19 protein-coding genes are annotated in these 19,370 nt (G+C 38.1%); 3 read left to right on the forward strand and 16 right to left on the reverse strand.

The genetic code is table 11. The annotated features are described in order from the left end of the window. Nucleotides 1–5: 5 nt before the first annotated feature. Nucleotides 6–956 (forward strand): transglutaminase family protein, encoded by a 951-nt coding sequence (locus ABD682_RS00720; RefSeq protein ID WP_344737933.1) that lies wholly within the window; start codon nucleotides 6–8, stop codon nucleotides 954–956. Between the two features lie 3 nt (nucleotides 957–959). Here the strand turns inward: ABD682_RS00720 and ABD682_RS00725 are convergent, their stop codons facing one another. The 10 genes from ABD682_RS00725 to rsgA form a co-directional block, all read right to left on the reverse strand. Continuing rightward, nucleotides 960–1,934 carry a polyprenyl synthetase family protein gene (locus tag ABD682_RS00725; RefSeq protein ID WP_344737935.1) on the reverse strand — a complete coding sequence of 325 codons (975 nt, stop codon included), beginning with the start codon at nucleotides 1,932–1,934 and terminating at the stop codon, nucleotides 960–962. Nucleotides 1,935–2,053: 119 nt separating this feature from the next. Continuing rightward, a complete protein-coding gene (gene rlmN, locus ABD682_RS00730; RefSeq protein ID WP_344737937.1) occupies nucleotides 2,054–3,094 on the reverse strand; it encodes a dual-specificity RNA methyltransferase RlmN in 1,041 nt (346 codons plus the stop codon). A gap of 190 nt (nucleotides 3,095–3,284) precedes the next feature. Next, a complete protein-coding gene (gene queA / locus ABD682_RS00735; RefSeq protein ID WP_344737939.1) occupies nucleotides 3,285–4,334 on the reverse strand; it encodes a tRNA preQ1(34) S-adenosylmethionine ribosyltransferase-isomerase QueA in 1,050 nt (349 codons plus the stop codon). Between the two features lie 73 nt (nucleotides 4,335–4,407). Beyond that, nucleotides 4,408–5,631: a 3-phosphoshikimate 1-carboxyvinyltransferase gene (aroA, locus tag ABD682_RS00740; RefSeq protein ID WP_344737941.1), complete on the reverse strand. Its 1,224-nt coding sequence runs from the start codon at nucleotides 5,629–5,631 to the stop codon at nucleotides 4,408–4,410. 34 nt (nucleotides 5,632–5,665) lie between these two features. Then, the gene (locus ABD682_RS00745) at nucleotides 5,666–5,992 is read right to left on the reverse strand and encodes a nucleotide pyrophosphohydrolase (RefSeq protein ID WP_344737943.1); all 327 of its coding nucleotides are present in this window, start codon (nucleotides 5,990–5,992) and stop codon (nucleotides 5,666–5,668) included. A 1-nt stretch (nucleotide 5,993) separates the two neighbouring features. Next, nucleotides 5,994–7,913 (reverse strand): DUF3857 domain-containing protein, encoded by a 1,920-nt coding sequence (locus tag ABD682_RS00750; RefSeq protein ID WP_344737945.1) that lies wholly within the window; start codon nucleotides 7,911–7,913, stop codon nucleotides 5,994–5,996. Nucleotides 7,914–7,923: 10 nt separating this feature from the next. Beyond that, nucleotides 7,924–9,840 carry a DUF3857 domain-containing protein gene (locus tag ABD682_RS00755; protein ID WP_344737947.1) on the reverse strand — a complete coding sequence of 639 codons (1,917 nt, stop codon included), beginning with the start codon at nucleotides 9,838–9,840 and terminating at the stop codon, nucleotides 7,924–7,926. Between the two features lie 79 nt (nucleotides 9,841–9,919). Next, on the reverse strand, nucleotides 9,920–10,435 hold the full coding sequence (locus tag ABD682_RS00760) for a metal-dependent hydrolase (RefSeq protein ID WP_344737949.1): 516 nt from the start codon (nucleotides 10,433–10,435) through the stop codon (nucleotides 9,920–9,922). Nucleotide 10,436: 1 nt separating this feature from the next. Beyond that, complete coding sequence (dtd, locus tag ABD682_RS00765) at nucleotides 10,437–10,889, reverse strand: D-aminoacyl-tRNA deacylase (protein WP_344737951.1); 453 nt, start codon at nucleotides 10,887–10,889, stop codon at nucleotides 10,437–10,439. Between the two features lie 6 nt (nucleotides 10,890–10,895). Beyond that, complete coding sequence (gene rsgA / locus ABD682_RS00770) at nucleotides 10,896–11,849, reverse strand: ribosome small subunit-dependent GTPase A (protein WP_344737953.1); 954 nt, start codon at nucleotides 11,847–11,849, stop codon at nucleotides 10,896–10,898. A gap of 127 nt (nucleotides 11,850–11,976) precedes the next feature. Between rsgA and ABD682_RS00775 the strand changes: the two genes are divergently transcribed. Continuing rightward, nucleotides 11,977–12,390 carry a hypothetical protein gene (locus ABD682_RS00775; RefSeq protein WP_395360908.1) on the forward strand — a complete coding sequence of 138 codons (414 nt, stop codon included), beginning with the start codon at nucleotides 11,977–11,979 and terminating at the stop codon, nucleotides 12,388–12,390. A gap of 44 nt (nucleotides 12,391–12,434) precedes the next feature. Here ABD682_RS00775 and ABD682_RS00780 read toward each other — a convergent pair whose 3' ends face one another. From ABD682_RS00780 to ABD682_RS00795, 4 genes are read right to left on the reverse strand one after another with little or no spacing between them, the layout of a single operon-like run. After that, nucleotides 12,435–13,517 (reverse strand): chorismate mutase, encoded by a 1,083-nt coding sequence (locus ABD682_RS00780; protein ID WP_344737957.1) that lies wholly within the window; start codon nucleotides 13,515–13,517, stop codon nucleotides 12,435–12,437. A gap of 9 nt (nucleotides 13,518–13,526) precedes the next feature. After that, nucleotides 13,527–14,378: a prephenate dehydrogenase gene (locus ABD682_RS00785; RefSeq protein WP_344737959.1), complete on the reverse strand. Its 852-nt coding sequence runs from the start codon at nucleotides 14,376–14,378 to the stop codon at nucleotides 13,527–13,529. After that, a complete protein-coding gene (locus ABD682_RS00790; RefSeq protein ID WP_344737961.1) occupies nucleotides 14,375–15,520 on the reverse strand; it encodes a pyridoxal phosphate-dependent aminotransferase in 1,146 nt (381 codons plus the stop codon). The genes ABD682_RS00785 and ABD682_RS00790 overlap by 4 nt, the downstream gene beginning before the upstream one ends. Then, nucleotides 15,517–16,344 (reverse strand): prephenate dehydratase, encoded by an 828-nt coding sequence (locus ABD682_RS00795; RefSeq protein ID WP_344737963.1) that lies wholly within the window; start codon nucleotides 16,342–16,344, stop codon nucleotides 15,517–15,519. The genes ABD682_RS00790 and ABD682_RS00795 overlap by 4 nt, the downstream gene beginning before the upstream one ends. Before the next feature lie 282 nt (nucleotides 16,345–16,626). Between ABD682_RS00795 and gldA the strand changes: the two genes are divergently transcribed. Then, complete coding sequence (gene gldA, locus ABD682_RS00800) at nucleotides 16,627–17,541, forward strand: gliding motility-associated ABC transporter ATP-binding subunit GldA (RefSeq protein WP_344737966.1); 915 nt, start codon at nucleotides 16,627–16,629, stop codon at nucleotides 17,539–17,541. On the opposite strand, the gene ABD682_RS00805 is transcribed toward gldA, so the two are convergent. Continuing rightward, nucleotides 17,528–18,271 (reverse strand): head GIN domain-containing protein, encoded by a 744-nt coding sequence (locus ABD682_RS00805; RefSeq protein ID WP_344737968.1) that lies wholly within the window; start codon nucleotides 18,269–18,271, stop codon nucleotides 17,528–17,530. The two genes, gldA and ABD682_RS00805, sit on opposite strands and share 14 nt — an antisense overlap. Continuing rightward, complete coding sequence (locus tag ABD682_RS00810; protein ID WP_344737970.1) at nucleotides 18,268–19,368, reverse strand: acyloxyacyl hydrolase; 1,101 nt, start codon at nucleotides 19,366–19,368, stop codon at nucleotides 18,268–18,270. The genes ABD682_RS00805 and ABD682_RS00810 overlap by 4 nt, the downstream gene beginning before the upstream one ends. Between the last annotated feature and the right edge of the window lie 2 nt (nucleotides 19,369–19,370).

Raw genomic sequence — 19,370 nt, forward strand, 5'->3', positions numbered from 1 at the left:
CGAACATGCCAAGGTTTTACATAAAACACCTTACCAAGTACACTTACAGTGACTTTGTTATTGACGGGGCCAACCAGATCATGTTGTTTCCTATCGAGGACACTTACCAAAAGGTTATCAATCAAACCATAAAAATCACCAATCAGCCTAATGTTGAGACGTTTCAGGATTTTTACGGGAACACGGTAGGTTCTTTTATGGTAATCGTGCCACATAACTTTCTATCTATTTCCTCAGAAGTTGAAGTGGAGACCAGCGAACAGATTTTTCCTGAAGACCATGTTGATCCGGTAGAACAATGGGACGCCGTAAAAGGATTTAAAGGAGATCCTGAATTTATAGATTTTCTTAAGTATAAAACCTTTGATGGTACTCCGGAGATCTTCAACATGATTCAAGCGGAAGATAGAACAAAACAAACGCCGTATAAGTTAGCTTTAAAGTTTTGTGAGTTTATTTACAAGAATTTTGAATACAAACCGGGCATTACAACCGTAGATTCTAAACTGGATCTGGTTTGGAATTTAAAAGCCGGAGTTTGCCAGGATTTCACTCATATTCTATTACAAATGGTTCGCATGCTTGGAATTCCGGCACGTTATGTAAGCGGTTATATTTGTCCGAGTGACGAAAACGTTCGTGGTGAAGGCGCAACCCATGCCTGGATTGAAGTTTATATCCCGTTTTATGGTTGGTTAGGCATTGATCCTACAAATAATGCCATCGCGAATCAGTATCACGTAAAACTTGCAACAGGCCGGGATTATAAAGATTGTTCACCGGTTAAAGGTGTTTATAAAGGCCAGGCTAAAGACGACCTGTTTGTTAAAGTAAAAGTCAGTACCGTAAAAAGTAATACCGAAAACCTGGTATTTCCGGTGAATGAAAAAGATAAGATCTCGAATAGTTTCAGGAAAAATCAGGAGATCCTTCAGCAAATGCAACAGCAGCAATAAGGTTTACTTTTTGCGATCGATCACGTAGTTTACCATGAGTTTTAAGGCGGCTTTAAATTCCGATTCCGGATAAGTGCCCAGCGTATCTAAAGCTTCTTTTTGATAACCTTTCATCACCTTGGTTGCATACTCCAATCCTCCTTTTTCTTTAACGAAAGCAATCACCTGTTTTACGCGATCTTTATCTTTATTGTGATTTTTTATGGAGTTGATCAGCCAATCTTTATCCTTTTTTTCTACTTGATTCATCACATAGATCAAGGGCAAGGTCAATTTTTGCTCTTTAATATCTATTCCGGTGGGTTTACCTATCTGGTCGTCACCGTAATCAAAAAGGTCGTCTTTAATTTGAAAAGCCATACCTATAAGTTCGCCAAATTTTCGCATGCGTTCTACATGTTCCGAATCTGGTTTCACAGAGGCTGCGCCCAGACTACAACACGCTGCAATTAATGTCGCTGTTTTTTGACGAATGATCTCATAGTAAACAGCTTCGGTGATATCAAGTTTTCGTGCTTTTTCAATTTGAAGTAACTCGCCTTCACTCATTTCACGAACGGCGACAGAAATGATCTTCAAGAGATCAAAATCATTGTTGTCTATGGAAAGTAAAAGACCTTTTGATAAAAAATAATCCCCGATCAAAACCGCAATTTTATTTTTCCAAAGGGCATTAACAGAGAAAAACCCACGGCGACGGTTACTATCGTCTACCACATCGTCATGAACCAACGTTGCTGTATGAATCAGCTCGATCACTGATGCGCCGCGATAGGTTCGTTCGTTAACTTCCCCTGAAACAATTTTGGCTACCAAAAACACAAACATAGGGCGCATTTGCTTCCCTTTGCGGTTTACAATATAATGGGTGATTCTATTGAGCAGAGCAACTTTGCTGGACATCGAAAGTTGAAACTTTTTCTCGAAAAGATTCATTTCGAAAGCAATAGGTTGTTTTATTTGCTCTACAATTTTCAACTGCTTAAATTTTAATTTTTATATCGATCGGTTTTACCTCCTGACAGGCAGGTGTCATTCGCCAACAATGATCTGAGTTGTTTTCAGTATTTTGTTATAGCTCATTCCACACTACAAGTTTAAGATTTATTTGCCAATTGTCCACAAGCCGCATCAATATCTTTTCCGCGGCTACGCCTTACATTCACAACGATATGATTTTTTTCCAAGGTATCGATATAATTTTGAAGGGCTTCATTGGAAGCTTGTTGAAAATCGCCATCATCGATAGGATTGTATTCAATAATATTTACTTTACACGGCACATATTTACAGAATTGTACAAAAGCATCTACGGCCTCCTGAGTATCATTGATACCTTTCCAAACCACATATTCATAGCTGATGCGTCGTTTGGTTTTAGCATACCAATATTCCAGGGCTTCTCTTAAATCAGCTAATGGAAATGTTGCATTAAACGGCATAATTTGAGTCCGAACCTCATCTATGGCTGAGTGTAATGAAACAGCGAGATTAAACTTTACTTCATCATCCGCCAGCTTCTTTATCATTTTTGGAACACCCGAAGTAGACAGGGTTATTCGTTTTGGCGACATACCTAAACCTTCCGGTGAGGTGATCTTATCGATGGCTTTTAGAACATTGTTATAATTCATTAGGGGTTCGCCCATACCCATAAACACAATGTTAGTAAGCGGACGATCGTAATACAGGCGACTTTCGTTATCGATGGCTACAACCTGATCGTAGATCTCATCAGGATTAAGATTTCGCATACGTTTAAGGCGCGCCGTAGCACAGAATTTACAATCGAGACTACAACCCACCTGACTGGAAACACAAGCTGTGGTACGCTTGGGTGTTGGAATTAAAACAGATTCTACTACAAGGTCATCGTGTAATCGTACGGCATTTTTTACGGTGCCATCGGCACTGCGTTGCATGGTATCGACCTGAATGTGATTAATTACAAAATTTTCCTCGAGCATACGGCGTGTTTCTTTGGAGATATTGGTCATATCCTCAAAGCTGTGCGCTGCTTTTTGCCACAACCATTCGTACACCTGGTTACCACGAAAAGCTTTGTCGCCTTGCGCCACAAAAAAGTCGCGTAATTGGGCTTTGGTTAAGGCGCGTATGTCTTTTTTCTTAGTTTCCATTGCTGATGCAAAAATAGTGAAAGCTTTTCCTATTAACGAATAGGCTTATCGTTTTTTGGGGTGTGCGTTAGCGATTGAGGCTTTGTTGGAGCTCGCCCGGAGGGAAGCGACTGCCGAAAGCGCGACCCTTGTGGTAACGCCCAAAATAAAATTTGATTTAAAAAAAAGCCCCGAATAGCGGGGCTCTCATTTATATGATTAGCATGGCGTCGCCGTAGCTATAGAATTTGTATTTTTCTTTGACTGCCTCTTCGTAAGCATGCTTTACAAAATCGTGACCCGCAAAAGCTGAAACCATCATAAGGAGGGTAGACTTTGGCGTGTGGAAATTGGTAATCATACTGTTGGCAATACTGAAATCGTAGGGTGGGAAAATGAATTTATTGGTCCAGCCTTCCATTTCGTTTAATAATCCGTTGGATGACACCGCAGATTCGATGGCGCGCATTACCGTTGTACCTACCGCACAAACACGTTTTTTACGCTGAATACCGGTATTTACGATGTTCACCGCATCGGGCCCGATACTGATCTCTTCACTATCCATTTTATGTTTCGATAGATCTTCAACCTCAACAGGATTGAAGGTTCCCAGACCAACGTGAAGTGTTACCTCTGCAAAGTTGATGCCTTTGATCTCCAAACGTTTTAAAAGGTGTTTTGAGAAGTGCAAACCGGCTGTTGGAGCCGCCACAGCGCCTTCATTTTTAGCGTAAATTGTTTGGTAACGCTCTTCGTCTTCAGGCTCTACCGCACGCTTGATATATTTTGGAAGTGGTGTTTCTCCAAGTTCGGTTAGTTTACGACGGAATTCGTTATATGACCCGTCATAAAGGAAACGGAGGGTACGTCCGCGTGATGTTGTATTATCAATAACTTCCGCTACCAGGGTCTCATCTTCACCAAAATATAATTTATTTCCGATACGAATCTTACGGGCAGGATCTACCAATACGTCCCACAGACGCTGATCCTGGTTAAGTTCACGTAATAAGAATACTTCAATTCGGGCACCGGTCTTTTCTTTATTTCCGTAAAGGCGGGCCGGAAAAACCTTGGTGTTATTTAGGATAAGTACATCATCTTCATTAAAATAATCGATGATGTCTTTGAATAATTTATGCTCTATGGTTTGGTCTTTGCGATTTAAAACCATTAAACGGGCTTCGTCTCTGTGTTCGGAAGGATACTCGGCTAATAATTCATCTGGCAAATTGAAACCAAAGTTGGATAATTTCATATGTTTATTTTTTTATTGGAAAGTTGCAAATATACAATCTGAAGGTAGGGGTTGTCAAGTAAATGGGTGATTATTATTTGGTTAATTTAATTCCGAGTGTTTCCATATCATCCCAAAAGGTTGGGTAGGATTTTGAAACCACCATGGCATCTTCAATTTCGAGTTCTGTTTTTAATGCTAATGGAGCGAATGCCATAGCCATTCTGTGATCGTTATAGGTGGCGATAGAAACACCACTCTTTATAGCTTTGGAAGCATGCAAATACAAACTTTTATCTGTAATATCCACTTGAGCACCCAACTTTTCCAGTTCTGTTTTAAGGGCCACTAAGCGATCTGTTTCTTTGATTTTAAGGGTATGTAGGCCTGAAAGATCACAGGATATCCCCAGTGCAAAACAACTCACGGCAATGGTTTGGGCAATATCCGGAGCATGAACCAAATCGTATTTAAAATGGGAAACCGGTTCATCTGTTTTGGTAAGACGCATGCTATTTCCCTCAAAGTTGGTGGATACACCAAATGCTTTGTAAATATTTACAAGATCAGCATCACCCTGCAAGGAATCTTGTTTGTAAGCCTCCAGCTCAATACTTGTTCCGGGTTCACTAATGGCTACAATACTGAAAAAGTATGAGGCCGAAGACCAGTCGGATTCTACAGTTATAGTTTTAGGTTCTATATTTTGAACCATGGGTTTTACCGTAATTTTATTGTTTTCAAAAGTAGATTTAACTCCAATTTGATCCAGTAAGCTCAGCGTCATTTTGATATAAGGCACGGATGTTATGGTACCTTCCAAAGTTAATTCCAAACCATTTTCCAGTTTAGAAGCTATGAGCAATAAGGCGGAAATATATTGGCTACTCACATTGGCTTGAAGCGATACCTTTTGTTTTTTTAACGTTTTACCGGTTATTTTTAAGGGAGGAAAACCATCATTTTCTTCATAGGAAATGTTGGCTCCAAGATCTTTTAGTGCCTCTACCAAAATTTTTATAGGGCGTTCTTTCATGCGGTTGGAACCGGTAAGCGTTACCGTTCTACCATCTTGAATGGCCAGATAGGCCGTTAGAAACCGCATGGCAGTTCCGGCGTGATGTATGTCGATAAGATTCTCATCCGAGGCCAGAGCTTTAGCCATTAACCGGCTATCATCTGAATTGGAAACATTTTTTAGGCTTATTTGTGGATAAAGCGCTTGTAGCAATAACAAACGATTGGATTCACTTTTAGACCCCGTAATTTTTATTCGCGACTGCTTGTTTGGTTTGGATTTATGAAGCGTGATCTGCATGTGTAAAAGTTCGGTGTGTTAACGAGCCGCAAATTTACTTTAATTTTTCGTTATTATGGTGTCTGTCGTGGTCGCGTTTGGTTTTCTTATCCATTCGGGCGTCAAAAGCTTTTTGCAGATCTACGCCGGTTTGATTTGCTAAACAAAGCACAACGAAAAGAACATCGGCCAATTCTTCACCTAGATCCTTGTCTTTATCGCTTTCCTTTTCACTTTGTTCTCCGTAACGTCTCGCAATTATGCGTGCCACTTCCCCCACTTCTTCGGTGAGTTGTGCCATATTAGTGAGTTCATTAAAATAGCGAACACCGTGTTCGTTGATCCAATCGTCTACAATTTTCTGAGCATTTTTTATATCCATATCAGGCTTTACTTAAAACAATCTGCTCTGCCTCCTTCACGATCATTTGATTAAAGAGTTCTTTTAAATACAAATAATTATCCGGACCCATACGAGCGCTGTTAATTTCAAAGTTAACCATTAATTGAATATTCTTTCCCATAATTTTTGGTATGTACATGAATTTTCCCAAACCATCTGGCAGAGAAATTATAATGGGTTCTGGTTTTGACTCCACTGAATAACCATCAGGAATATTTATACTGATTGAATACTTATTTGAAAAAGGTACCCCGAAGTCTATAGGAAATTCGCGTTTTTCTTTTTTGAACGGATTTTCATCTGTTTTAAAGAAAATGAATGGATTAATAAATAATTTATTATTCATTGATTCTGCACCACGATCCAAATAAAAATTGAATGATTCAGAAACATATCCTTCATATTTATCGGTATTTTCAATGTTATATTCTTCAATCTCTATATTCCCCAATTCCGCTTCGCGGGAAGCAATGTAACTATCCATATCTTCGTTCTTTAATTCCTGACGTTTTAAATAAGCACCATGATTTAGGTAACGCGAATTAAATTTACCTTCCATAGTACCATCTTCATTTAAAGTGGCAGAAAGTAAATACTGTTCAACGGATTTTTTAGGTTGCTGTATTGGCACCAAATCCCATTTCAAATTAGGATTATCAATCAATACCCCTTGCCAGTTATAGTCCTTCACAGGTAATATATTAATATCGCTAAACTCATTGGTCGCATCCATGAAATAGGGTTTGTCATTTACTCTCGCATATGCCAAAACGTAATTTAACCGGTTTACTGTGGGAAACAGTGGCATAAAATTATCCTTGGTACTAATTACCACAGGGTTAGCATCAATACCGGCATAACGCAACATGGCTACCAAAGTTAAATTGATATCACCGGCATTCCCTTTTTTCTCTTTTAATGCTTTTTTGATGCCGTTGAAAAAGCCTCTACCATCCATGCCATTCCAGGTGATGTGTTCCTTTACATATTTAAAAAGCAATTTCATTTTATCCTCCGGCTTAACAACACCTTCTAACAAAGCATCGAGCTCATCATCGAAAGAACGGGTTTTATCTAATTCATTTTCGTAATCATGAGAACTTCCAATGGTTTTAGCTACATCCTTCCAACTCGTGGCAAAGTTCCGATACAAGCGACCCGGAATTTCAATCGAAACAGCCTCAAACATAACACCGGATCTGTAATTATCCATATTATCCACATACTCTTCTTCTTTGAGTGCAGGTATATGATCCAAACTGTATTCCAACACTTTATTTTCTCCGTATCCGTCACCCGGTCTACTGTACACATTTAAAAAGCCTTTTACAGTTTCTCTGAAGGTCACTTGTTTGGGTGTTTTAAGGCGTGCCTCCAGTTTTTTAACCGGGATATCGTATTGAAATTTAAATTCGTCAACACTAAAGAATGGTGAAGTAATAGTATATCTGTATTCTAGTACAGAGCCTTCCTTTACATTAGGCATAGAGAAACTATAGCTATTGTAATAAAAACTAATTTCGTTCTGAAAAATTTGATCTTTATCCAACTTGGTTTCCACAATTTTGTTTCCCTCCAAATTATAGGTGTAGGCTTTTAATCGACCTACGGTTTCCTTTTCACTTTCCAGTTTGAATAATTTTAGTTTTACAGTAGCATAGCCAAAACCTTCCTTGTTATAAATTTTTATGCGTTGATGGACTTCGGTAATCATATTTCCGGTATCCATATCGTAATAGGTATTCCTGTTCCTGTACAAAATAGCAGCGTTGGCTGATTTATCCTGAAGGTATTCTGTTTCTGTTAATTCCTCCTTTGAAATAGCTCCGAATTTAATGTCTTGTGCAAGGCTTAATTGACATCCTACAAATAGGAAAACCAGATAATTTAGTTTGTTCATTGGTTAATTTTTACTTGTTGCTTATTTTTTTTAAAACCGCTTTAGCTCGATCGTTACTAGCTATTTGCTTTCTAAAATTTCTGTAATCGCGATAGTCTGTATTAGGAAATGTTCCTTTTTTGATTAACAGTTTTCTGTTGTAGTGAATAGTGTTGTCCTCTTGTTTTATTTCGATCTTGTAGGTTCCGAATTTGTTATCAATAGTCATATTTTCGGGAATGGACGCCACTTCGAAATCCTCAGGCAGTTTAAACACAAAATGATCTTCATCCAGGTAACCACGCTGAATTTCCAGGGGTAATTTTCTGCTTCGATATCTATCGGGCACAAAAGTGTTTTTATTTAAAGCGTTTAAAGGAAATAAAACCAGATCACCATTAAAGGATGCATAATTTCGTGCTTCAAGATTTAGATTTTCGGTAAAAACTATGTTTTCTTTATCGTTATTAAAATCATAATCCTGTATTTCAAGGTTATTTACGTAACCCCAGGTTTCTTTATAAAACTCCTCAATATCTTTTTTCGATCGTCTTTCCAAAGGAAATCGATTATCGTACTGCGTTCCCTTTGTGAGCCTTTTTACCTTAGAAAACATACTGCCATCAGACTTTAAGCGAATTTCGGCCGTAGTTCCCTGAAAATTCAAAGTATCAGGGTATTCTACCGTTTTCATAATTTCACTAGCTCCGGGTTTTATAACCAGAACATTTCTGTTATCGGTAAAATCACCGATAAAATTGAAAGGATGAATTTGACTCGTACAGTCCACCCAAAGCATTTCATCTTTGGTTGGAATGGCCAGAATAATATGATCTCCCTGAGCTATTGAGGCAAAATCAGATTCTAAATTTTCAATATGTCGGCCGGATTCCACAACCGTATAATACGATGTTACCCCTGCAACTTTTAACAGCGATTGGGTGTAATTCGTTAAGCCTTTACAGTCGCCATATTTAACTTCATCAACCTCCATGGCACTAATGGGTTGTACACCTCCAATTCCCACTTGCACACTGATATATCGCGTATTATTTTGAACGTATTCAAACACTTTTTTTGCCTTCTCCACGGGGTCATCAATACCTTCGGTAAGTTTAAGAATAGCTTCCTGAGTTTTTGTACTGACCTGATCTCTACCTTTTAAAAGTTCATTGTTCATCCAGTCTCCAAATTCAAGCCAGTTCGAAGCTTCACCATCAACGCCGTAATAATGAAATTTATTCACTGCGAACATAACCTTTGGATTAAAGTCTGAAAATCCCGGACTTAAATCCTCTGGTTTTACCGCTTTAACCTGCTTCAAACTGTACTTTAAATCGTTTGTTGTTATTTGTTTTTCAACCTTATAATCCTTCAGATGTTTTTCTTTAAAACGCAATCCTAAACCGGCATGATCCTTCAAGGTATAATTATCATTTTCTACACTTACGTAATACCCGGGAATAGGACGCCAGGATGGAATAACCAGGGTGTTTGAAGTTTCCATTTCACAGGTAAACTCCACTGTAAAGGGATAAGAAACCGGTGTATAACCCATATATAAAATACGGGAATCCGAATACAAAGACCCGCCATCTACGGCGCTTTGATCTGTAAAATCGTGCTTTTTGAATTTTTTGATTTCGTTACCAAATTCATTAAATATATGAGCCTCAATCTTTTTTACTTTATTGTAATTATTATACCCGGCACCCGCTTGAACGGCTCTGTAACCTTTTTCATTAAATACCGTTACAATACGCCTTTCAGAAGTATGCAATTCATCACGAGCATCGATGGTTACAAGAATATCGTTCAGACGTACCACAGCATTAGCATTTTGCTTAAGCTCCTCAGGAATTGTTGCTGCTTTAAATAAATGTTCTTGTGAAAATACAAGGGAAATAGAAAGGAGGAAAACGAAATTTAGAATCTTTTTATTACTCATAAACGTTAAACTAAAAGTTTTAATCAGTCAATTTTAGTTACTTTTTAAAGAATTCTAAACTGAGAGAAAAAACCCGTTGTTATTTAAGAGTTTTAATAAAGAATCTTAAACCAAATATAAAAAAACATGGCAAAAACACATATTTTAATTCACTAATTACAACCTGAAATCCCCATTCCGAGAAAAAATTAATGATGCCAATAGGTGACACTTTTATAATTCGTAAAGGAAAGAAATATCGCGTAAGGTCAAATGGAATAAGGAATCCCACGCCTCGACCTCCTGTAGTCATCGCATCCAAAATACCATGGGAAACCGTAGATAAAAAAATTACAAAAAACCATAACCTTTTTTGATCTTTCCCGATAAAATACATCAAAATTAAAGCCCAAAGTAATGCAAAAAGGATAGAATGGGTAAAACCGCGATGACCAAACGGACTTCCATAAGGAATTCCAAAAGCAAAAGTGATCACATCAATATCGGGTAACATAGCCGAAAGAACGGCGGCAACCACCAGAATCTTGAGATTTTTATCCTGTGAAACTTTTGCAATGGTATAACCTACCATGCCATTTCCGAAAATTGAGGGCAAATTATGCTTTGTTTTTTGTGTCTATAATAATGGTTACGGGACCATCATTAATCAATTCCACCTGCATGTCTGCACCAAATTCTCCGGTTTGAACCGGTTTACCAAAATCTACTGCTAGCCTTTTAACGAAGGCTTCATACAGGGGAATAGCAACCTCCGGTTTGGCGGCTTTATTATAACTGGGCCTATGCCCTTTTTTGGTATTGGCGTGTAATGTAAACTGACTTACCACAATGATGTCGCCATCCACATCCTGAACGGAATCATTCATCACACCATCCGCATCATTGAAAATGCGCAGATTCACCAGTTTATTACTTAGCCAATTGATATCTTCAGAGTTGTCTTCATCAATAATACCTAAAAAAACAAGCATACCCTTTTGAATATCCGCTACTTTTTCTCCATTAATTTTAACACTTGCCTCTTTAACACGTTGTACAACTACTTTCATTTCATCTCATTCATTTTTATCATAGTTCTCTGTTCTGTAATAGGTGTCATCGCCTTCAAGAATCTGTAGATAACTACGGTAACGCGAAAAGGCAATTTCATCATTATCCAAAGCTTTTTTAACCGCACATTTAGGTTCTTTTAGGTGAAGACAATTATTAAATTTACAATCTTGCTTCAGGGCAAATATTTCAGGAAAATAATCACCTACTTCCTCCGGATCCATATCTACAACACCAAATCCTTTAATACCGGGGGTATCTATAATTTTAGCATCAAAACTCAGATCGAACATTTCTGCGAAGGTGGTAGTATGCTGACCCTGCATATGCTGACTCGAAATTTCCTTTGTTTTAAGATTCAATTCCGGTTCTATGACATTAATGAGTGTTGACTTTCCAACTCCGGAATGTCCGGAAAACATACTGATCTTTTGATGCATCAGTGATTTTACCTTATCTACATTCTTGCCTGTTTTCGCTGAAACCCCAATACATTCGTAACCAATTTTTCGATATACATGCGCCAAATACTTCACTTCATTTAAGGTGTCTTCATCGTAAGTATCCACCTTGTTGAACAATAATATGGTTTTAATGGAATAAGCTTCCGCAGTCACCAAAAAGCGATCGATAAAACTTGTAAATGTCGGCGGATTATCGATCGTGATCATTAAAAATACCTGATCGATATTGGCTGCAATAATATGCGTTTGCTTGGATAGATTTACCGATTTGCGAACGATGTAATTACGCCGATCTTGAATATTATTAATAATTCCTGTGGTTTCGTTGTTGGTCGTTTCAAGTTCAAAATCTACCACATCACCAACGGCAATCGGATTGGTACTTTTTATTCCCTGAATTCGGAATTTACCTTTAATCCGGCAGTCGTAAGTCTCCCCCAAATCGGTTTTCACCGTATACCAACTCCCTGTAGATTTATAAACGCGTCCTGTCATGTAATTCAAAAACTAATGCACTACAAATTAACGATTTTTCAATTTAACAAAAGTTGTATATTCAGAACATAATTTTAATTCAATAAATATGAAAACCACCTTTTTAACCCTAGTACTGCTTTTTACCATGTACTTAGACGTACAAGCCCAGGTAGAATACAAAGTTATCACCAGTGTCGAATCCATAGTGCCCAATGGTCTAGGGCGCTCAAGATTGATTAGCGCCAATGAAGACAAGGACTATAAAGAATTTACCAGTTCCCAATCTGAAGACGATAATACCCGGAATAAATCTAGTCGCGGTGAGATCCGTGTGAAGAGTTTCGATGAAACCAAATTATTGAACTTTTATAATATTGGTGGTATTCGCTTTCAAAATATTGCGGCTAACGATGCGGTGATCACTTCAAAAATTAACACGATGATCGAAGAAGGCTGGGAATTAGCATTTGTTACCAGCGCGGTTGAAAGTGATGCCGGTAAAGGTGATGGCCAGGGCATTTTTATTACTCGATATATCTTTAAACGTCCAAAAGCGTAATCAAATAATAAAAAAGCCTCAGAAATTCTGAGGCTTTTTTAATTCTAACCATTGATGATTTTTTCCTGATGGTTGATGGATTCCTGGTGAATGGCTTTGAACATTCTTAAAATGAACTCTTCACTTAAGCCATGTTGTTCACCTTCCAAAACCATTTTACCCAGAATCTCATTCCAGCGTTTGGACTGTAAGATCGCCACGTTACGTTTCTTTTTCAGCGCTCCTATACTATCCGCAGAGGTCATACGCTTACCTAGTAATTCGATGATCTGATTGTCGATCACATCGATCTGTGCACGTAAATTATTCAATGCTGAAATGTATTCCGCCTCCGCATCGGTTTCTTTTCTGATCTTTAAATCCTTCATAATTTGAACTAAGGTTGAAGGGGTTACTTGTTGGGCAGCATCACTCCATGCATTATCAGGATCGAAGTGGGTTTCAATCATTAAACCATCGAAATTAAGATCTAAGGCTGTTTGAGACACATCAAATATCATATCGCGTTTTCCGGTAATATGCGATGGATCATTAATTAAAGGAATATCCGGGAATCTGTTTTGAAATTCAATGGCTATCTGCCACTCCGGAATATTACGATATTTCGTTTTTTGATAGGTTGAAAAACCACGGTGAATAGCTCCGATATTTTTTACTCCGGAACTGTATATACGCTCGATGCCCCCTAACCATAAAGACAAATCAGGATTTACAGGGTTTTTGATCAATACAGGTTTATCGGTACCTTCTAAAGCATCTGCAATTTCTTGCATGATAAACGGACTTACTGTTGAACGTGCCCCAATCCAAAGCATATCTATATCGTGCTCTAAAGCGAGTTTAACGTGAGCTGCATTCGCCACCTCGGTACAAACCTTCATACCGGTTTCTTTCTGCACTTTGTTAAGCCATTTCAAGCCTAAAGCTCCTACGCCCTCAAAGTTACCCGGACGTGTTCTGGGTTTCCAGATACCGGCACGAAAATAATTAACGTCGGTGTCCTTCAAGTCGTTGGCAATTTTTAAAACTTGTTCTTCAGTTTCTGCACTGCACGGCCCGGCTATTACCAAAGGATGATCTAATTGCAAATCATCTAACCAGGTTCTCATTTCTTTTGTATTTTCCATAATGTTTACTTAAGCAATTCCGTTTAAAATATCTTTTATATGATTCGTGTTTTTCATTTCATTAAAAACAGCCTCGAAATCGTCTTGTTCCATCAGCTCTTTAAAATGTTTTAAATTGTTTATATATTCTTCCAAGGTTTCAATGACATTGGTTTTATTTTGTTCGAAAATAGGCGTCCACATTTCAGGCGAACTTTTAGCCAAACGCACCGTGGATTCGAATCCGCTTCCCGCCATATCGAAAATATCACGCTCGTTCTTTTCTTTATCGATTACTGTTTTTCCCAGCATAAACGAACTGATATGCGATAAATGCGACATATAAGCAATATGCTTGTCGTGTGCTTCAGGATTCATATAACGTATACGCATCCCAATATCGGTGAACAATTTCAGAGCTTTTTCCTGAAGTTTAAAGGTTGTTTTTTCAACCTCGCAAACAATATTAGTTTTTCCTATGAAAAGCCCTTCAAAAGCAGCTGTAGGTCCTGAAAACTCCGTTCCGGCAATAGGATGCATGGCCAAAAAATTTCGGCGTTTAGGATGATTTTCAACTGCTTTACAAATATCTAGTTTTGTAGAGCCGGCATCTACCACTAAAGCAGTTTCCGGAATAAGGTCCAAAATAGTAGGCAGCAATTTTACCGTGGCATCTACAGGGATGGAAACTATAACCAGGTCGGCGTGTTTCACGTCTTCTAAAACAGCTTTTTTATCAATGATATTGAGCTCCAAAGCCTGGTTTAAAGTTGCATCCTTTCTACTGATACCATGGATGACCACTTCCGGGTCCTGCTTCTTTATATCCAAAGCCAGACTACCGCCAATCAAACCAACTCCTATTGAATATATTTGCTTCATAATACGCGTGTTATTGCCTCTTCTAAAATTTCCGTCTCGGCACAAAGTGAAAATCGAATATAACCTTCACCCTGAGTTCCGAAAACAGTTCCGGGTGTTATAAAAATGTGGTTTTCTATTAAGATCTTATCAATAAATGCTTCGGCTTTTATATCATTTGGCAACTTCGCCCAAACAAAAAGTCCGCTGGCATGCTTATCATAAGTGCAACCCAGGGTATCCGCCAGTCTCCAAACCAGATCGCGACGTTCACGATACACATCATTTAATGTTGCAAACCACATACTGGAACATTTAAGTGCTTCAACAGCCCCTTTTTGGATCCCATAAAACATCCCGGAATCCATATTACTTTTTACTTTCAGTACATTTTTAATATGCTCCTCGTTACCAACCAGCATTCCCACGCGCCATCCGGCCATATTAAAGGTTTTACTGAGCGAGTTCAATTCCAAACAAACGTCTTTAGCCCCTTCAATGGCCAAAATACTCATGGGTTTTTCATTCAAAATAAAACTATACGGATTATCATTGATGATAAGTATTTTATGTTTTTTAGCAAAGGCTACAAGTGCCAGAAAAGCGGCCTTGGTTGGCAGCGCTCCCGTTGGCATGTGCGGGTAATTTACCCACATGAGTTTAACTTTACTTAAGTCCTGTTTTTCTAATGCTTTAAGATCAGGTAACCAATTATTCTTGGCATCTAAGTCGTAAAACACCGGCTTGGCTTCCAATAATTTGGTTACCGATTGATACGTTGGATATCCGGGATTCGGAATAAGCACTGCATCTCCTTTATTAAGAAAGGCCATCGAAATGTGCATGATCCCTTCCTTACTTCCCATAAGTGGCAGCACTTCCGAATTCGGGTCGAGTTTCACCTGGTACTGTGATTTATAAAAATCAGCAATAGCCTTTCGCAATTCCGGTAGGCCCTGGTAGCTCTGGTATTTATGCGCCTGAGGATCCAGCAAACCTTTTGTTAAGGCTTCAATAACCTTTTGCGGTGGTTGCAGATCCGGACTTCCTATGCCTAAATTAATCACCGGTTTACCACTGGCAATTAGCGCATTTACCTCTCGTAATTTTTTCGAGAAGTAGTACTCTTCAACACTTAGCAACCTATCGGCAACTTCTATCATAGCTTTGCATTTTTATATTCTCCTAAAATTTTAAAACTCTGCCCCATAATTTCTATTACGGATTGTGCTTTTTTGAAATCCGCATAAGCGGCAAAAGTCACATCTACAAAAAAAGCGTATTTCCAGGGTGTATCAATAATTGGCAACGATTGTATCTTGGTTAAATTCAACTTACAATCACTCATCACATTTAAGATGGTCGCCAAACTGCCACGCTTATGGTCCGCTTCAAATTTAATTGATGCTTTATTTATTTCGTTTTCCGGTATTTCGGAGTTTTTTCGTTTTACAATCGCAAAACGAGTTTCATTCGATTTAATGGTTTGAATACTCTTCGCCAAAATATCCAAATTAAAAATTTCAGCAGCTTTCAAACTAGCAATCGCCCCGATACCCTGTAAATTTTGCTCACGAATACGTTGGGCCACTTCTGCAGTATCCTTATCCTCAACCAGTTTAATATGAGGATACTTTTTAAAGAACTCTTTACACTGTAATAAGGCCATAGGATGCGAATACACTTCTTTAATGTTTTCTATTTCCTGTCCGGGTAAAACCATGAGGTTATGTTGTACATCAACATAATGTTCGCCAACAATGTGTAATCCATGATTATCGATCAGGGCGTAATTTGGAATAATTGACCCGGCAATGGAATTTTCCAAAGCCATGATCGCTGCATCGCATTGCCCGGCCAAAAGCGAATCTACGACCTCATCGAAAGTCTCACATTCGATGATATCCTTAGGCTGTTCAAAAAATTGTTCTGACACAATATGATGAAAAGATCCTTTTACGCCTTGTATTGCAACTGTGTTAATCATAAAAAAAAAGTCCCGATTTTCATCGAGACCCATATTAAATTTATCTTTATAAATTATACATACAACGCCTCGATCTCTTTACTAAAAAAGAAATAAAACCAGTTGTTGAAATATGTATAAAATACTGTCATGTCTGTAATTATGCGGCTAATGTAAATAATAATTTAGGAAATCAAAATACTTAAATGCCTTTTTTACAGTTTTTTTAAAAGTTTTAAAGAATTTACAGCATTTGCCAAAATACATTAGATAATCATTATTTTTGAAGAAATAAATTATAATATGTCTATTGAAGTTTCCGGGATCACCAAATTGTACGGTAAGCAGAAAGCCCTTAACGATGTGTCATTTAAAATTGAAAAACCTGAAATTGTTGGATTTTTAGGACCGAATGGTGCAGGTAAATCCACCATGATGAAAATTTTAACGACGTATCTGAAACCAACAAAAGGCACCGCAAGCGTTAATGGATTTAGTATTGATGACAAACCGGAAAACATTCAGAAAAGTGTGGGCTATTTACCGGAACACAATCCGCTTTATTTAGACCTGTATATCCGTGAATATTTACAATTTAATGCCGGAATATATAATGTACCAAAATCAAGAATTGAAGAGGTTATAGAGCAAACCGGATTAACTCCGGAATCTCATAAAAAGATCGGGCAACTCTCAAAAGGTTATCGCCAGCGTGTGGGATTGGCCAATGCCCTACTCCATGATCCTGAAGTTCTTATTTTAGACGAACCTACTACAGGATTAGACCCAAATCAATTAGTGGATATTCGAAATCTCATCCGCAGTCTGGGAGAGACCAAAACGGTATTTCTATCGACACATATTATGCAGGAAGTGGAAGCCATGTGCGATCGTGTGATCATTATAAATCAAGGTGAAATTGTGGCTGATAAAAAATTAAAAGCCCTTCGGGATGATAAAGAACAAACCGTTATTGTGGAATTCGATTACCGCGTAGAAGAAGCCTTTTTATTGCAACTTCCTAAAGTGGAAAAAGTCGTAAATAGCCATGATTTTGTATATGAGATCACCTTTAAAACCGGCGAAGATATGCGCGGTCATGTATTCGATTTTGCACACGATAATAAACTAAAAATTCTGCAACTCAATCAGAAGAATGCGAGTTTGGAAACCTTGTTTAGAGATTTAACAGGAAAAGCTAAAGCTACTCAAAAATAAGGCGACCTCGATACAATTCCTGAACATCAACAACGGGTGGTTTGTTTGCACAGATCACATTTCCAATTCCTGATATTTTACCTTTTATAGATTGCTGCGGATTCAAGATCATATCATTTGAACTTCTATTCCAAATGGTTACATTATCTGCTGAAAGGTCACGACCTTCAAAACGGGAAGTTCCCGCTGCCAAGGTCACATTTAAATTTGTGGCATGCCCTGAAACATAGCAATTGGATAAATTATTGAATACTACACGGAATGTAGTAACGTCCAGTTGCAAATAAAAATTAGCACTCGGAAAACCATCCGGATCGTTATAATCCTCGGATAAAATGGTAAAACTGGGATAACTTAAAACGCCATCAGAGCGCACGTCATATTGCGTAGATGCCCGAATCTCAGTAATATTAGGAGATGTTATATACACCTTGATGCTCGTATAATCCCGAACAAAATTACACGTGTTGTTATCGGTTAAGGTCAATTTACCATCGGTAACTGTTGCGGTAATATCATGCTGTGAATTCTGTCCGGCTTCAACAACAACTTTTTGAGTAGCACCGTCTTTTAGTATTAATTCAATATTTCGATTCACTAAAATCTTGTCAAAAGAAGGAACTGTAACCTCCTCTTGCGTTAAAGGTCCGGCCGATTCAAAACAATCTCCGGCCTTCTCGCCGCTGCAGGAAAGCATCAATAGAACCAAAATGTAAATTACCTTTTTCATAATCGTACGCCAATTCCAAATTCAACACATTCAGCTTTAGCACCATGCGATTTTAAAGTTATCGCGCCGAACCATTTATCGCCAAAATACCTTTTCAAACCAATTCGAAAATACGTGCGTCCTTCAAAATCATAAGGATAATACACATAATAACCCAATTGTGTTAATACTGAATAACGGTTTACAAACAATTCATGTCCGGCAAACACACCAACACGTTTGTAATCCTCATTACCCGTCACATTTTCTTCAGGATAAGCCACACTGCGATAATAAATGAGTTCCTTTAAAAAATTTGAGAAAAACACATCGGCACCTAACTGCAAAGCACTTTTCCTATTAATTCGTTTATCGGCATAACCGGAAAATATATAAAACGCATATTGTCCACTCCCAACCACATCACTTTCATTTATTCCGGAACGAAATACAAGATTGTATTTTACAGGTTCTGTAAACTTGCGATCATCGGCTGCCAGGGTATATTGATAGTTTGGTTTCAGATCGGCATCAAGATCATAGGTCACACCTAAATTCAAAGTTATCGAATTAACACTCGCATTAGGAGCCTTCACATTCGCATTGGAGTAATGGATCAGGGCCAAACCACCCTGAAGACCAAAGCCTTTAAAAAAGGGTTTACTTTTATAATTCAGCATCACAAAAGTGCTACTCATAACATGAGATCCAAAGGCAATATTTCGGTAGTTCTTCACCTTGTCATAAGGATGATTCGTATGTGCCAAACCCTGCCCGATCCGCAGCATCAAATGCCGGTTCAAAAAATAAAAATTGTAGTGGGCATAAGCCGAGATCACATTCCCTAATTCGGGATTTTTTAAATTCTGGTATACCAAAGAGAATCCATAATCCGGGTAATTATAGCGTTGCTCCCAGGCTTTAAAACCATAAGTTTGTTTGTTCCAGCCTAATATAACACCTTCCGGATGTCCTTTAATTAAATGGAGAATATCGTTATTGTGAAGCGCAATATTGCCATGAAAATAATTCACATCCACAGCATTTGTATACTGTTTCTCTTGCGAAACACCATAAAAGCTCAGAGAAAATAGGATTCCGAATAGAAATAGGCGCATTA

The organism is Gaetbulibacter aestuarii, assembly GCF_039537665.1.
In the GTDB taxonomy this organism is placed as follows: Bacteria; Bacteroidota; Bacteroidia; order Flavobacteriales; family Flavobacteriaceae; genus Gaetbulibacter_A; species Gaetbulibacter_A aestuarii.